Here is a 13,884-nt window from a genome sequence, read left to right as displayed (position 1 = left end):
CTTTTGGCCTGAAATCGGCTATTGAGGCCACATGCTCCTGCTCATCCTTACCTGCCTGCTGATCTGCGCCGCGCTGATGGCGCTGGTGTGGGCATGGCAACGGAAACGCGGTTCGACACCGGCCCTGGCGCAGGAAAAAGCCCTCTATGCAGGGTTCGTGGCCGACCTTGAACGGCGGTTGGCGCGGGGCGATATCGATGGCGCCCAGGCGCAGGAAGAACGGGCGCAGGCGGCGCGTGTGCTGCTGAAAGCCAGCGGCACGGTGGCCGCGGATGCGCCGGTAAAACCACTTTATGGCTATGTGGCGCTCGGCGTGACCGCGATCCTGAGCCTGGCGGTTTACCTGACGGTCGGTCATCCCGATCAGTCGGATCAGCCCTACAAAAAGCGCCTGCAAACCTGGACGCGCCTGGCCCAGACCAACCCGGATGTTCTGCCGCCGCAGGCCATGGCGGCGGTATTGCGGCAAGGGCAGGCAGGACACACCAATGACGTGACCTACTGGCTGTTCCTCGGCCGCATCGACATGCTGGCCGGCAATAATTACGCCGGCGCGCAGGATTATGAAAATGCGCGGGCGCTCGCGCCGGGCACGTTTGCCGCCTGGTCGGAACTGGGCGAGGCCCTGACCTTTGTCGGCGGCGGCACCAGCGGACCGGAGGCGGTGCAGGCATTTGAAAAGGCGCTGCAACTGAATCCGGACGATGCACGGGCGCACTATTATCTCGGTCAGCAGGCGCTGGCGGAGGGCCGGTACGAAGTGGCGCGTGGGCACTATGAAGCGGCACTGAAGACCATGGCGCCGGATGATGTCAGCCGGCCGCAGGTGCTGGAAGCGCTGAACAGCATTGGCCCGGCGGAAGCGTCCGCTAGGGCGATGAATACCCGCATTTCCGGCATGGTGTCAGGGCTTGAGGCGCAATTGCAGGCCGATCCGGAAAATGCCGACGGCTGGGCGCGGCTGCTGCGTTCCTACGATGTGCTGGGGGACAAGGCGGCGCATGATAAGGCGCGGGCGGCGATGCAGGTGCATTATGCCAATCGGCCGGAAGTCATCGCCGATATCCTGACGAAGGCGCAGACGCGCGTCGGTTCGGAAGGAGAGGCGAAATGAATTTCTGGCCGAAGTCCGTCAAAGCCCGCCGCCGGCTGACGATTTTTCTCATTGCTGCACCGGTATTTATCGCCGCTGTCGCCCTGAGCCTGTATGCGCTGAAAGGGACGGTGGTCTATTTCTATACGCCGGCGCAGTGGATTGAAGCGAAGGTGCCGGTCGGCAAGACAGTGCGGCTGGGCGGACTGGTCAAGCCGGGCAGTGTGGTGAAGACGCCCGATGGCGTGACCCGCTTTACCGTGCAGGACAAGCTCAAGGAAATCGCCGTGGTCTATAAGGGTGAACTGCCTGATCTGTTCCGCGAGGGGCAGGGGGTTGTTTGCGAAGGTGAAGTGACGGGAGCGACGTCGCTGAAAGCCGTCCAGGTGCTGGCCAAGCATGACGAGAAATACATTCCGAAGAACGTGCAGAAAGAACTGGAAAAGCAGGGTGAATGGCGTCCGGAAGCGGGGATGGACAAGCCGAAACCGGTCCAGAGGCCGTTTCAATGAGGGGACAAAATAACTTCTCCTCCCCTGCGCAGCGGGGGAGGTGTCACGGCGAAGTCCGTGACGGAGGGGGCTACTTGCCATCCTCGATGCCCCCTCCGTCAGCGACACCGGCCCTGCGGGTCTTGCGCTGCCACCTCCCCCGCCGCGCAGGGGAGGAGAAGAACGCATGACCCATATCAACGAAATCGGCACCTATTGCCTGGTCCTCGCCTTCTGTTTTTCACTGGCGCAGGCGGGGCTTGTCGTTGCCGGCAAGGGACGCGGCATTGCCCGCTATGCCGAGGGCATGTCTCTGGCCGGCGCGGTCAGCATCGTCATCGCCTTCGCCATCCTGATCTTCGCCTTTATCCGCTCCGATTTTTCGGTGGTGAATGTCGCCGAACATTCGCATACCGACAAGCCGCTGCTCTATAAAATCTCCGGCGCCTGGGGCTCGCACGAAGGCTCGATGCTGCTGTGGTGTACCATCCTGCTGGTTTATGGCGCCCTGATCACCCTGCGCGGGCAGGGGCTGCCGGAATCCCTGCGCCTGAAGGCTCTGGGTGTGCAGGGCCTGCTCGGCGCGGCCTTTGTCGGTTTCACCCTGTTCTCATCCAATCCGCTGGCGCGGCTGGCCGATGTGCCGCTTCAAGGGCAGTCGCTTAATCCGGCGCTGCAGGATCCGGCACTCGCCTTCCATCCGCCCATGCTTTACCTAGGCTATGTCGGCATGTCGGTGGTGTTTTCGTTCGCCGTGGCGGCCCTGATCGAAGGTCGGCTGGATCGCGCCTGGGCGCGCTGGGTGCGGCCGTGGGCGCTGCTGGCGTGGAGCTTCCTGACTATCGGCATTACGCTGGGCGCCTTCTGGGCCTATTATGAACTGGGCTGGGGCGGCTGGTGGGCCTGGGACCCGGTCGAGAACGCCTCCTTCATGCCGTGGCTGGCGGCCACCGCCTTGCTGCATTCGGCCATCGTCATGGAAAAGCGCGACAGCTTGAAGGCGTGGACGGTGTTTCTGGGCTTGCTGGCCTTCACCTTCTCGATGATGGGGGCCTTCCTGGTGCGCTCCGGTTTGTTGACCTCCGTGCATGCCTTCGCCGTCGATCCGCAGCGCGGCATATTGCTGGCGGCGATCCTGCTGGTGACGGCGGGTGGCGGCTTTGCCCTGTTTGCCCTGCGCGCCCCGACGCTTGCCCCTGGCGGCCTGTTCGCCACGGTCAGCCGCGAAACGACCCTGGTGCTGAATAATCTGCTGATCTCGGCGGCGCTGTGTTCGGTCTTTCTCGGCACCTTGTATCCGATCCTGATGCAGGCCCTGTTCGACAAGACCATGTCGGTGGGGGCGCCCTATTATCTGGCGGTCTTCGGGCCGATCATGATCGTGGCGCTGCTGCTGGTGCCGGTCTCGACCCTGATGTCATGGAAACGCGCTGACCTGAAGGGGGGGCTGCAACGGCTCGCGGCGGCTTTCGCCGTGGCCGTGCTGGCGGCGGCGGTCGGTTCGCTGTTTTACAAGGGCCCGACCTTTCTCAGCGAGGCGGAATATCTGATTGGTTTGATTGTGGGGTTCTGGCTGATCTTCGGCACGGTGCGGACCCTGATGCAGGCGGTCGATTTTCGGCTAAACGCGACGGGGAAGGCGCTGCGCCGTCTGCCGGGCGTGCCGCTGGCGACCTGGGGGATGATTCTGGCCCATATCGGCCTCGGTGTTTTTGTCCTCGGCGCGGTGGTGGAGGGGCATCAGAAGCTCAGTGTCATGCAGGGCATGGCCCTGGGGGATAGCGTGAAGCTGGGGCAATATGAGCTGCGTTTCCGGTCGCTCTACCAGACACCCGGCGCCAATTACGACGCGCAGGGCGGGGTGTTCGAGGTGAGGGATGGGAAGGGCCGGATCATCTGCCAGCCGAAGCCGCAGCGGCGGTTTTATCCGGCGTCCAATCAGGTGCAGAGCAAGGTGGCACTGTGTTTCACGCCGCTGGATGATCTCTATGTGGTGATGGCGGAGCCGCAGACGGGCGAGGGCGGTGTCATGTCATGGCAGGTGCGGTTCTTCTATAATCCGTGGGTGCGGCTGATCTTCTTTGGCCCGCTGCTGATGGCGCTGGGCGGGTGCTTAAGCCTAAGTGATCGGCGGTTGCGGCTGGGGATTGTGAAGAAGGCGGCGAAGGGATGAGCTTGAAGAGAGCAAGAAACCCCACCACCAAAGCGCAAGAGCGCTTTGGTCCCCTCTCCCCACCGAAGGTGGGGAGGTATGATATGGCTTTTGCTTGTCTTTCCCCTCCACGCCTTCGCTGCCACGCCGCAGGAAGACGCCCGTGCCAGGCAGCTCTTTACCGAGGTGCGCTGTGTCCAGTGCCAGAGCGAAAGCATCGCCGATTCGGACGCCCAGATCGCCGGCGACATGCGCCGGGAAATCCGCGCCGATATCGCCGCCGGCAAGACGGACGCGCAGATCCGCAAGGAACTCTTCGCGCATTATGGCGATTATGTTCTTTTTCGGCCGAGATTTTCAGCGGGCAACCTGCTGCTGTGGCTGCTGCCGCCGCTCATTGCCATAGTCGGCGGCGCAATCCTGTGGGTCTCACGGCGAAAGCCTGAAAAATCAGGTGATTATGCCCTAACTGCGGCCGAGGAGAAAAAGCTTCGTGATATCCTGAAGAAACACGATTGATGTCACGATTTTGCCTCACCGCTTTGATTACATAAGGACGAAACCGGGATTCTTCGTGAGTCCGATACGGTTTGTGGTTGTAATCGCCCCGCTTAACGCTCAGATATCTGACTAAACGCGGCTTATTCGTACGGATAAAGGTAGGATTATGGGGAATTGGAATTTCAAGACGCTGCTGAAAAATCGTTCGGCAGTGGGTGGCGCGGTTGCCGGTCTGGTCCTGGGCGCGGGCGTTGCCGGCGCGACCATCACCGGCTTCGGCTCACACGGCATCGGCGCGGGCTATGACGGCGCGCAACTGATCAAGACCGCCGACTTGACCCCGGTCAAGCCGCCCGCCGGCGCCCCCATGTCCTTTGCCGACCTGATCGAGCGCGTGTCGCCGGCCGTGGTCTCGATCGAGACCAAGGGCAAGATGAAGATCGACACCGGCATCCCGTCGCTTCCGGGCTTCAGCTTCCCCGGCCAGGATGACGGTTCCGGCCAGAAGGAACAGGAGGTCCGCGGGGCGGGCTCCGGCTTCTTCATCTCGGCCGATGGCTACGTCGTCACCAATAACCACGTCATCGACGGCGCCGATGAGATCACCGTCAAGCTGACCAATGACAAGGAATTGAAGGCCACTGTTGTGGGCCGCGATGTCGGCACCGACCTAGCCGTGCTCAAGGTCGAGGGCACGAACTTCCCGTTCGTGCGCTGGGAACTGGAAAAGCAGCCGCGCGTCGGTGACTGGGTCATCGCGGTCGGCAATCCGTTCAATTTCTCGAACACCGCCACCGCCGGCATCGTTTCGGCCTATGGCCGCGACCTGCGCGACAATTCCTCCGGCCCGGACTATACCGACTATCTGCAGATCGACGCCGCCATCAACCGCGGTAACTCCGGCGGCCCGACCTTCGACCTCTACGGCAAGGTGATCGGCGTCAATACCGCCATCGTCACGCCTTCGGGCGCCAATGCCGGCGTCGGCTTCGCCATTCCATCAGATGTGGCCAACAAGATCACCAGTCAGTTGATGAAGGGCGTCAAGATCGAGCGCGGCTATATCGGCGTCACCATTCAGTCGGTGACGCAGGAAAATGCCGAGGCGCTTGGCATCACCGATGTCACCGGCGCCTATATCGCCGAAACCACCCGTGGCGGTCCGGCGGACAAGGCTGGGGTCCAGCTAGGCGATATCGTCAAGTCGGTGGACGGCAATCCGGTCAAGAGCCCGACCGAGCTGACCCGCCGCATCGCCGATGTCAAGGTCGGTGAAAAGGTGACGCTCGGGGTGCTGCGCAACGGCAAGATGATCAACCTGACCCTGACAGCGGCCCTGCGGCCTTCGGAAGAAGACCTGCTGAAGGGGCTGAACGGCCAGAGCGGCGGGGATGATAGCTCGTCCAGCGGTTCGGCCAGCGGTTCGGCGCCGGTCATCGGCCTGTCGGTCAAGGCGATCACGCCGGATGTCCGCAAGGCGTTCGGCCTGGATGACACCAGCAACGGTCTGGTGATCACCGATGTGGCCGCCAATTCCGATGGCGACCAGAAGGGCCTGAAGCCCGGCGACGTCATCGTTCTGGCCAATAACCAGCCGGTGACCACACAGGCGCAGTTCAGCGGCATTGTGGCTGACCTGAAGAAGCAGAACCGCCCGAGCATTCTGCTGCTCGTCCGCCGCGAGGGCCGCAATATCGCCCTGCCGCTGTCGCTCAAGGACGATGCCGCGAAGAAGTAAGTACTTCGGGTTAATTGCCAATTTTAAGAGGAAAAGGGTCGTAACGCATGTTATGACCCTTTTTCGTATCTGAATAAGCGAGAGCCGATAATGAACGTCCTGATTGTCGAAGATGATGTTGAAGCCGCGCAAAACATGCAGAAGGGCCTGAAAGAGGCCGGTATCGAGGCGCGGCTGGCCGGTGACGGCGCGCAAGGTCTGGACGCCATCAAGGCGGAAGTGCCCGATGTCATTATCCTCGACCGCATGATGCCGGTGATGGATGGGGTGACCATGCTGCAAACCCTGCGTGCCGATGGCGTCGATGTGCCGGTGCTGTTCCTCTCGGCGCTCGGCGAACTGGAAGACCGCGTGTCGGGCCTGCGCGCCGGCGCGGATGATTACCTGGTCAAGCCCTATGCCCTGACCGAACTTGTGGCGCGCGTCGAAGCGCTCGGTCGCCGCAAGGACAAGGACACGGTCGAGACCATCCTGCGTGTCGGCGATCTGGAGATGAACCTGATTTCACGCGTGGTGAAGCGCCAGACCAAGATTATCGACCTGCAGCCGCGCGAGTTCCAGTTGCTGGAGTTCCTGATGCGCCATGTCGGCCAGAGCGTGACCCGCACCATGCTGCTGGAAAAGGTCTGGGCTTATCATTTCGACCCGCAGACCAATGTCATCGACGTGCATATCTCGCGCCTGCGCTCCAAGCTGGACAAGGATTTCGACCGCCCGATGCTGCATACGGTGCGCGGCGAAGGATATCAGTTGAAGGCGTAGCTTTTTCTCCTCCCTGCGAAGCGGGGAGGTGGCGCGCAGCGCCGGAGGGGCGCCCCTCCGTCAGCGACACCAGCCCTGCGGGCTTGGCGCTGACACCTCCCCATTCAAGAAATGGGGAGGAGAGTATCGTGCCTGCACTGGCAGGTACAAGGATAGATTATGACTGACAGTTCTTCCTCCGAAACCCGCAAGCAAATGATCGACGCCGTCTGGCGGCGGGTGGATGCGCTCGCCATCCTGCGGCCGAACTTCTTCCGTCAGACGCCCTTCCGGCTGACGCTCGTCTTCCTGTGCGTCTATGTCTTCGTGGCGGCGCTGGTTTTCGGCTATATCTACCTCGCCACCTCGACGGAATCGCGCGCCTGGGGCAATGTATCGATCGACGCGCGAATCAAGAGCCTTAAGGAAACCGACGCGCGTGACGGCCATGCGGCGGTGGTGGCGAAGATTCTGGGGGACGATGCCGTCGAATGGGTCTTCGCCAAGGGCGCCTTCGATAATTCGGGCCAGGTGCTGGCGCAGAACGGCCGCGCCCGCATGGAAGGTAAAAGCCTGCCCGACACGGTGATCCGCGAGGGGCTGAAACAGGTCAGTGCCGATAATCCGGTGGCCTCGATCAACTTCACCTCACCATCGCCCAATGATCCGAACTGCTGCCGGTTCCAGGGGCGCGTGGTGCGGCTGGATGATAATTTCTACATCTATGTCGCCATGGATATGTCATGGGCCGATCACGGCTTCCAACAGGAAATCAAGGCGGTAGCCGGCGGCGGCCTGCTGGTGGTGATACTCGGTCTGTTCGCTGGCACCCTGATCAATCAGGAGGTCACGCGCTCGGTGGCGCGGGTGACCACGGTGCTGGAGCGCGTGCAGGAAGGCGACCTCAAGGCGCGGATTTCGGTGCGCGATTCAGGGGATGAGTTCGACGCGCTTTCCTTGCGCATCAACCAGACACTCGACCGCATGGAAAAAACCATGGGCAATCTGAAATATGCCGGCGACGCTATCGCGCACGATTTGCGCTCGCCCTTGTCGCGCCTGCGCACCAAGCTGGAGGTGTCGCTGCTGGAGGTCGATAAAGACCCGTCCCAGGCCCATGACGCCCTGGCGGGGGCGCTGGAGGAAACCGGGCAATTGCTGCGCACCTTCCAGACGGTGTTTTCGATGTCGCGTTTGCAGGCGCAGGGACAGGCGCCGGACCAGGTGCTGTTTTCCGCCAGCGAACTGGCCGAGGATATGGCCGAACTGTTCGAGGCGGTGGCCGCCGACAAGGGGCTGGAATTCGAGGCCGAGATCGAAAAGGGCGTCAGGGCCTATGGCAACCGTGATTTCCTGGCGCAGGCGCTGTCCAACCTGCTCGACAACGCCATCAAATATACGCCGGTGCCGGGCGGCGTGACCTTCCGGATGCGGCATACCTCGCAGCGCGAGATTGAGTTTTCGATCACCGATACCGGGCCAGGCGTACCGGAAAAGGACCGCAAGCGCATTGCCGAACGCTTCGTGCGGCTGGAAAATTCGCGCACACTTCCGGGCGTGGGGCTGGGGCTTTCGATGGTCGAGGCCGTGGCGGTGGCGCACAAGGGCCGGCTGGAAGTGGCGGAGGGGCCGGGCGTTTTCGACGGTCAGGGACCGGGGTTGCGCACTGCCTTGGTTTTGCCACCGGTACAGGGCTAGTCAGGACGCCAGCCAGCCATCCACGCAGGTCACGCACGCGCCGCCGACCTGCACCTGTCCGGTTTCGTCGACCGATATCTTTATCCGGCCGTCGCGGCCGATGCATTGGCCCTGCGTGGCCGTATAGGCGGTCGCCACAGGCGGGATAAGGCCGCGGGCGATCCGGAAGGCGGCCACGCTGCCATTGCCGCTGCCGCACACCGGGTCTTCATCAATACCGCAGGAGGGCGCGAAGGAGCGGACTTCGATAGCCGCGCCATCGGGGTATTTGCCGAAGACGGTTATACCCGTCGCTTTCAGACGACGCTCGAACCGGGCGGAGCGGGCGAAATCAGGTTCGAGAGCGAGTACGGCCGCCGCATCCGTCATCTGGGCCACGATCCAGGTCGGGCCGACATTGACCAGCGCCGGGGCACTTTCCTTCTGCACCGGAACGCCGAGGATGGCCTCAAGTTCCGCAGCGTCCTCAACGGCAAGCGTCTCTATTCGCGCCGATGGCAGGGCGAGGGTGATGAGACGATCCGTCACCTCGATGCGGACCAGGCCGACGCCGCATTCCTGCACCAGCACGCCATTTTTCGGCGTATGGCGACCCGCCTCGATGATGGCATGGGCGCTGCCGAGTGTTGGGTGCCCGGCGAAGGGCAATTCGCTCTGAGGGGTGAAAATGCGCAAGGCGTAATCGGCGTCGGAGTGTTCGGCCGGCAGCAGGAAGGTGGTTTCCGACAGGTTGGTCCAGCGGGCGATGGCCTGCATGGCGGCGGTGTCGAGACCCTCCGCGTCCAGAACGACCGCGACGGGATTGCCGAGAAACGGCCGGTCGCTGAAGGCATCGACAACTTTGTAGGCTCGCATGGTCAGGCTCCTAAGGATTTGGGAGCGATTGATATGGCATGACGAGGCGGATGGCCAGCGTTGGATATGGCCTGGTTGCGTCGTATCAGAAGTGGATCACGGACAGGCACGGAAAAAGACGGAAGGACACGGAAATATGAGCGCGCGGATATCACCACGCCCAAAGGGCGGCAAACGATATCTGTGAAAACAGGATGATATGGGGGCGCTTAGCGCAGGTGTTGCCGCGTGAACCTTCCGTGTCTTTCCGTCTTTTTCTGTGCCTGTCCGTGATCTTCTTATCAATAACGATCATGTGGTCGGTTTAAATTGTCTCCAATCTCAAAAACATGTTGGCCAAAGGTCTTGGAAAGTTTGGTATTTCGGCGATTCAGGGTTAAACATGTAAGACAAAAGACGCAGGGACCTGTACCGCATACCTCATGGCAGATGTTTTATTCTCTTCTCTGGTCGACCGCCTGCACCCCTGCGGGCCGGTTCTGAATGCAGGCGCGGCGGATTACGTCTTTGAGACCCTGTATGAGGTGGCCACGGCGGAAGGCTGGCGCGATGTGCTGCAGCAGGCGGAAAATGCGCTCAGGCCGGTGGTCTCGGCTTCGCCCTATCTGGCCGGCCTCATGCGGCGCGATCCGCAGCGCCTGCGCGAGACCCTGATCTCGGCCCCCGAAGCCCGGCTGAAAGCGATCCTGCTGGCTACGGAGGCGCTCAAGGATCAGGCGGCGACGGTCGAGACCCTCGATATCCCCGCCGCCAAGAAAATCCTGCGCCACCTGAAGGCCGATACGCACCTGCTGACCGCCCTGGCCGATCTCGGCGATGTCTGGGGGCTCGATCATGTCACCGCCGCCCTGACGCGCTTTGCCGATGCCGTGACCGAGGCCGCCCCGGCCCTGGTGGTGCGTGAGGAGCGCGACAAGGGCCGGATAGATGACAGCCGCATCGACAAAAGCGAAGAGCGCGGGATTTTGCCGGGCCTCTTCGTGCTGGCCATGGGCAAGCACGGCGCCGGCGAACTGAACTATTCGTCAGATATCGACATCACCTTTTTCTGCGATCTGGAACGCCTGCCGGTCAATGCCCAGGTCGATCCGCAGACCTTTGCCGACCGGGTGGCGCGCGGCGTCTCGACCCTCCTTTCCGAGCGCACCGGCGACGGCTATGTCTTCCGCGTCGATCTGCGCCTGCGGCCCGATCCGTCATCCACCCCCTCCGTGGTCAGTGTGCCCTTTGCGCTGCATTACTACGAATCGGTAGGGCAGAACTGGGAGCGCGCCGCCTTCATCAAGGCGCGGGCCGTGGCCGGCGACATGGTCGAGGCCAAGGCGTTCATGAACGACCTGTCGCCCTTTATCTGGCGGCGCAGCCTCGATTACCCCGCCATTGCCGACGTTCATTCCATCAAGCGGCAGATTCACGTCTACAAGGTGGATGAGCGGCTGGAAGCGGCGGGGGCGAACCTGAAGCTTGGCGCCGGCGGCATCCGAGAGATCGAGTTTTTCGCCCAGACCCAGCAGTTGATCCTCGGCGGCCGCGATCCGTCCCTGCGGTCCAAGCGGACGCTCGATGCGCTGGATGCCCTGCGCCGGGCCGGACACCTCGCCCCGGCCGTCGCCAAGGAACTGAAGCAGGCCTATGTCCGCCTGCGCGACTGGGAACATCGCGTCCAGATGATCCATGACGAGCAGACGCACGACCTGCCGGAAAATGACGATGACCGGATGCGCGTGGCGGCGCTTTCCGGCTTTTCCAACCTGTCGCGGTTTGACCTGGCGGTATCGCGTACCCTGCGCCTGGTCAATTCGCACTATGGCGAGCTGTTTTCCGAGGCGGAATCCCTGTCCTCCTCCTTCGGCTCGCTGGTCTTTACCGGCGTGGACGACGATCCGGAAACCATCAAGACCCTGGCGCGGATGGGCTTCGATCACCCGGAACAGGTGGCGGCCACCATCCGTTCCTGGCACCACGGCCGCATTCCGGCGACGCGCTCGGAGCGCGGCCGCGAACTGTTCACCCGGCTTGTGCCCCGTCTGCTGGAGGCGCTCAACGAGACCGGCACGCCGTCGATCGCCTTTACGCGCTTCGCCTCCTTCTTCGTGACACTGAATGCCGGCGTACAGATACAATCCCTCTTCCTGGCCAATCCGAAGCTGTTCCATACTATTGTCGAGATCATGGGCTTCTCGCCGCGCCTGGCCCAGATGCTGGCGCGCCACCCGACCTCGTTCGACGCCATGCTCGATGCCGGCTTCTTCGATCCGCTCGGTGAGGAACTGGACGAACTGGTGCGGCGCGAGGTCGAGCGCGTGCCGCCTGATCTGGAAGCCGTGATGAATGCCCTGCGTCGCATCGGCCGCGAACAGCAGTTCCGCATCGGGATGCAGATTCTGAGCGGTCGCCTCAGCACCGAGGCGGCGGGCGCGGCCTATGCCCGCCTGGCGGACGCCTGCATCCATCACCTGGCGCCGCTGGCGCTGGAAGACATGGTGCGTCAGGCCGGAAAGCTGGACGGTCAGGTGGCCATCCTGGCACTCGGCAAGCTGGGCTCTCAGGAAATGACGGCGACCTCTGACCTCGACCTGATGGCGGTCTACCTGCCTGACGACCCGTCTTCGGCCTCCACGGTCAAGAACTGGGCGCCGGAAACCTGGTTCGGGCGCTTCACCCAGAGGCTGATTTCGGCCCTTTCGGCGCCGACTCACGAAGGCACGCTCTACGAAATCGACATGAAGCTGCGGCCGACCGGCGCCAAGGGGCCGGTAGCTGTGTCGCTGGCGGCTTTCGAGAACTATTACGACAAGGACGCCGATACCGGGAATTCCGGGCCCTGACGCGGGCGCGGATCGTCTGGTCGACCTCGGCCGATTTCGCCGATCTGGTGCGGCTGAAGGTCGAGACCATCCTGCGCCGCCAGCGCTCCGTGGCCCGGACGGCACTCGATGTACTGGCCATGCGCGCCCTGATGGAAAAGGAACGCCCGGCGAAGTCTTTCTGGGATTTCAAGCTGTCGATCGGCGGTCAGGTCGACGCCGAGTTCGCGGCGCAGTACCTGCAACTGGTCCATGGTGAGGCGGGCGGCCCCTTGCGCGTCGGCACGCTGGCGGCGCTGTCGGCCATGTCGCGCGCCGGGCTGGCGCCGGCCGCCGAGATCGAAGCATTGAGCGTGGCGTGGAAGGTGCAGCAATCCCTGGCGCAGGTCATGCGGGTATCCCTTACCGCTCAGGATGATCCGCGCAACGAGCCGGAGGCTTTTCAGAGGAAGCTTGCCAGGGCCGTACATACCCGCAGGCTCGATACGCTGGAGAAGAAGCTGCGCGATATCCGCAAGCGCGCCAGGGTGGCTTTTGAAAAGATCATCCGGCCCAACGAGAATTAAAAGCGACGGATAAAACCGGTTTCAGCGTGAAACCATTTGAGACAAGCGGCGGATTATTGGCTTTTGGTATTCATATAGCTCGCTGAGGAACCACGATTTATGGCGCAGATGCCTTCCCAGAACCGGACCGGACTGAACCGGACCTCGGTGACGGAAAATCTGCAACAGAAGCGGATACAGCTTGTATCCGATCGATTTGACCGTCTGCCGGGGAAACAGGTGACGACAGACCCTGACGAGGTTCTGCTGGAGCGGATCGCGCGCGGCGACATGGCGGCGGTGTCGGCGCTTGTCTCGCGCAAGCTGCCGAAGCTTTTGTCACTGGGCCGGCGGATGCTGAACGATCCGGCCGAAGCGGAAGACGTGGCGCAGGAAACCCTGGTGCGGACCTGGAAACAGGCGGCGACCTGGGTGCCGGGCAAGGCGCGCATCGACACCTGGATGCACCGCGTGGCGCTCAACCTCTGTTATGACCGGTTGCGCCGCCGCAAGGACAGCGTCAGTTCGGATGAGATTGAGATCATCGATGACGCGGCGGGGCCATCGGTGCAGCTTGAGCAGGCGCAGACCGCGCAGGCCCTGCAAAAGGCCCTGGCGCAACTGCCCGAAAGACAGCGGACGGCCATCACCCTGAACTATTTTCAGGAGATGTCCAATATTGAGGCGGCGGCGGTCATGGGGGTGAGCATAGAGGCGCTGGAAAGTCTGCTGGCGCGGGCGAGGCGTACCCTGCGCACCCTGATGAGCGAGACGTCTGTAATCCCGGGGCGTACGGGAGCGAGAAGATGAGTGACATGCGTTTGGAACGACTGAAAGCGATTATTGATGCCTATGGCGCCCATGCGGCGCACTGGCCTGAGGCGGAGCGCGAGGCGGCGCTGGCCTGTGTTGCGGCGCATCCCGAAGCGCAAGCCTGGCTGGCCGAGGCGCGGGCGCTGGATGACATGATGGACACCCTGCGCGCCGTCGAACACGGTCGCGCGGAGGCGGACCAGCCCGTATTCGAAGCGGCTATGGAGCGTTTTGCGGCCGAGTTTACGCCGGTGAATAAGGTTGTTGCCTTTCCGGTGCGCCCACGTCCGGCTCCGCTTTCGCGCTCTGTTGTCTGGGGCGTGAGCATCGCGGCCGCGGCCTGCCTGGCCGGCGCGGTGCTGGGGGTCAATCTCAGCCTGATGGGCCTTAGCGACCTGCGCGTCACCAGCGTGCTGGAACAGGTGGCCATGATCGACGGGGGAGACTGAG

The 13,884-nt window shown here is 62.8% G+C and carries 10 protein-coding genes and 1 pseudogene; 10 read left to right on the top strand and 1 reads right to left on the bottom strand.

The annotated features are described in order from the left end of the window. Positions 1-31 precede the first annotated feature (31 nt). From ccmI to NVV72_04085, 7 genes are all read left to right on the top strand, one after another. Positions 32-1,114 carry a c-type cytochrome biogenesis protein CcmI gene (gene ccmI / locus NVV72_04115; protein ID MCR6658552.1) on the top strand — a complete coding sequence of 361 codons (1,083 nt, stop codon included), beginning with the start codon at positions 32-34 and terminating at the stop codon, positions 1,112-1,114. After that, positions 1,111-1,605, top strand: a complete 495-nt coding sequence (gene ccmE, locus NVV72_04110) for a cytochrome c maturation protein CcmE (GenBank protein MCR6658551.1) — start codon at positions 1,111-1,113, stop codon at positions 1,603-1,605. Before ccmI ends, ccmE begins: the two co-directional genes overlap by 4 nt. Before the next feature lie 166 nt (positions 1,606-1,771). Beyond that, complete coding sequence (locus tag NVV72_04105) at positions 1,772-3,757, top strand: heme lyase CcmF/NrfE family subunit (protein ID MCR6658550.1); 1,986 nt, start codon at positions 1,772-1,774, stop codon at positions 3,755-3,757. A 78-nt stretch (positions 3,758-3,835) separates the two neighbouring features. After that, positions 3,836-4,255 (top strand): cytochrome c-type biogenesis protein CcmH, encoded by a 420-nt coding sequence (locus NVV72_04100; GenBank protein ID MCR6658549.1) that lies wholly within the window; start codon positions 3,836-3,838, stop codon positions 4,253-4,255. 148 nt (positions 4,256-4,403) lie between these two features. Beyond that, positions 4,404-5,975, top strand: coding sequence for a Do family serine endopeptidase (locus NVV72_04095; protein ID MCR6658548.1), 1,572 nt, complete (start codon positions 4,404-4,406; stop codon positions 5,973-5,975). 90 nt (positions 5,976-6,065) lie between these two features. After that, the gene (locus NVV72_04090; GenBank protein ID MCR6658547.1) at positions 6,066-6,737 is read left to right on the top strand and encodes a response regulator transcription factor; all 672 of its coding nucleotides are present in this window, start codon (positions 6,066-6,068) and stop codon (positions 6,735-6,737) included. A 159-nt stretch (positions 6,738-6,896) separates the two neighbouring features. Then, on the top strand, positions 6,897-8,414 hold the full coding sequence (locus tag NVV72_04085) for a HAMP domain-containing histidine kinase (protein ID MCR6658546.1): 1,518 nt from the start codon (positions 6,897-6,899) through the stop codon (positions 8,412-8,414). On the opposite strand, the gene NVV72_04080 is transcribed toward NVV72_04085, so the two are convergent. Continuing rightward, positions 8,415-9,269, bottom strand: coding sequence for a PhzF family phenazine biosynthesis protein (locus NVV72_04080; protein MCR6658545.1), 855 nt, complete (start codon positions 9,267-9,269; stop codon positions 8,415-8,417). It abuts the gene before it with no gap. 422 nt (positions 9,270-9,691) lie between these two features. On the opposite strand from NVV72_04080, the pseudogene NVV72_04075 reads away from it, so the two are divergent. From NVV72_04075 to NVV72_04065, 3 genes and pseudogenes are all read left to right on the top strand, one after another. Beyond that, positions 9,692-12,642, top strand: a pseudogene (locus NVV72_04075) (bifunctional [glutamine synthetase] adenylyltransferase/[glutamine synthetase]-adenylyl-L-tyrosine phosphorylase). A gap of 99 nt (positions 12,643-12,741) precedes the next feature. Next, on the top strand, positions 12,742-13,431 hold the full coding sequence (locus tag NVV72_04070) for an RNA polymerase sigma factor (protein MCR6658544.1): 690 nt from the start codon (positions 12,742-12,744) through the stop codon (positions 13,429-13,431). After that, entirely contained in the window at positions 13,428-13,883 is a 456-nt protein-coding gene (locus NVV72_04065; GenBank protein MCR6658543.1) for a hypothetical protein, read from the top strand. The genes NVV72_04070 and NVV72_04065 overlap by 4 nt, the downstream gene beginning before the upstream one ends. The last annotated feature ends 1 nt before the right edge of the window (position 13,884 follow it).

This window comes from Asticcacaulis sp. (assembly GCA_024707255.1).
Classification (GTDB): domain Bacteria; phylum Pseudomonadota; class Alphaproteobacteria; order Caulobacterales; family Caulobacteraceae; genus Asticcacaulis.
This window is presented reverse-complemented; position numbering and strand designations above follow the sequence as displayed.

Bases quoted from the DNA above. Each gene is read 5' to 3' on its own strand.
- NVV72_04070 (MCR6658544.1), top strand. From the start codon at position 12,742: ATGGCGCAGATGCCTTCCCAGAACCGGACCGGACTGAACCGGACCTCG.
- NVV72_04085 (MCR6658546.1), top strand. From the start codon at position 6,897: ATGACTGACAGTTCTTCCTCCGAAACCCGCAAGCAAATGATCGACGCC.
- NVV72_04105 (MCR6658550.1), top strand. From the start codon at position 1,772: ATGACCCATATCAACGAAATCGGCACCTATTGCCTGGTCCTCGCCTTC.
- ccmE (MCR6658551.1), top strand. From the start codon at position 1,111: ATGAATTTCTGGCCGAAGTCCGTCAAAGCCCGCCGCCGGCTGACGATT.
- NVV72_04080 (MCR6658545.1), bottom strand. From the start codon at position 9,269: ATGCGAGCCTACAAAGTTGTCGATGCCTTCAGCGACCGGCCGTTTCTC.
- ccmI (MCR6658552.1), top strand. From the start codon at position 32: ATGCTCCTGCTCATCCTTACCTGCCTGCTGATCTGCGCCGCGCTGATG.
- NVV72_04100 (MCR6658549.1), top strand. From the start codon at position 3,836: ATGATATGGCTTTTGCTTGTCTTTCCCCTCCACGCCTTCGCTGCCACG.
- NVV72_04065 (MCR6658543.1), top strand. From the start codon at position 13,428: ATGAGTGACATGCGTTTGGAACGACTGAAAGCGATTATTGATGCCTAT.
- NVV72_04090 (MCR6658547.1), top strand. From the start codon at position 6,066: ATGAACGTCCTGATTGTCGAAGATGATGTTGAAGCCGCGCAAAACATG.
- NVV72_04095 (MCR6658548.1), top strand. From the start codon at position 4,404: ATGGGGAATTGGAATTTCAAGACGCTGCTGAAAAATCGTTCGGCAGTG.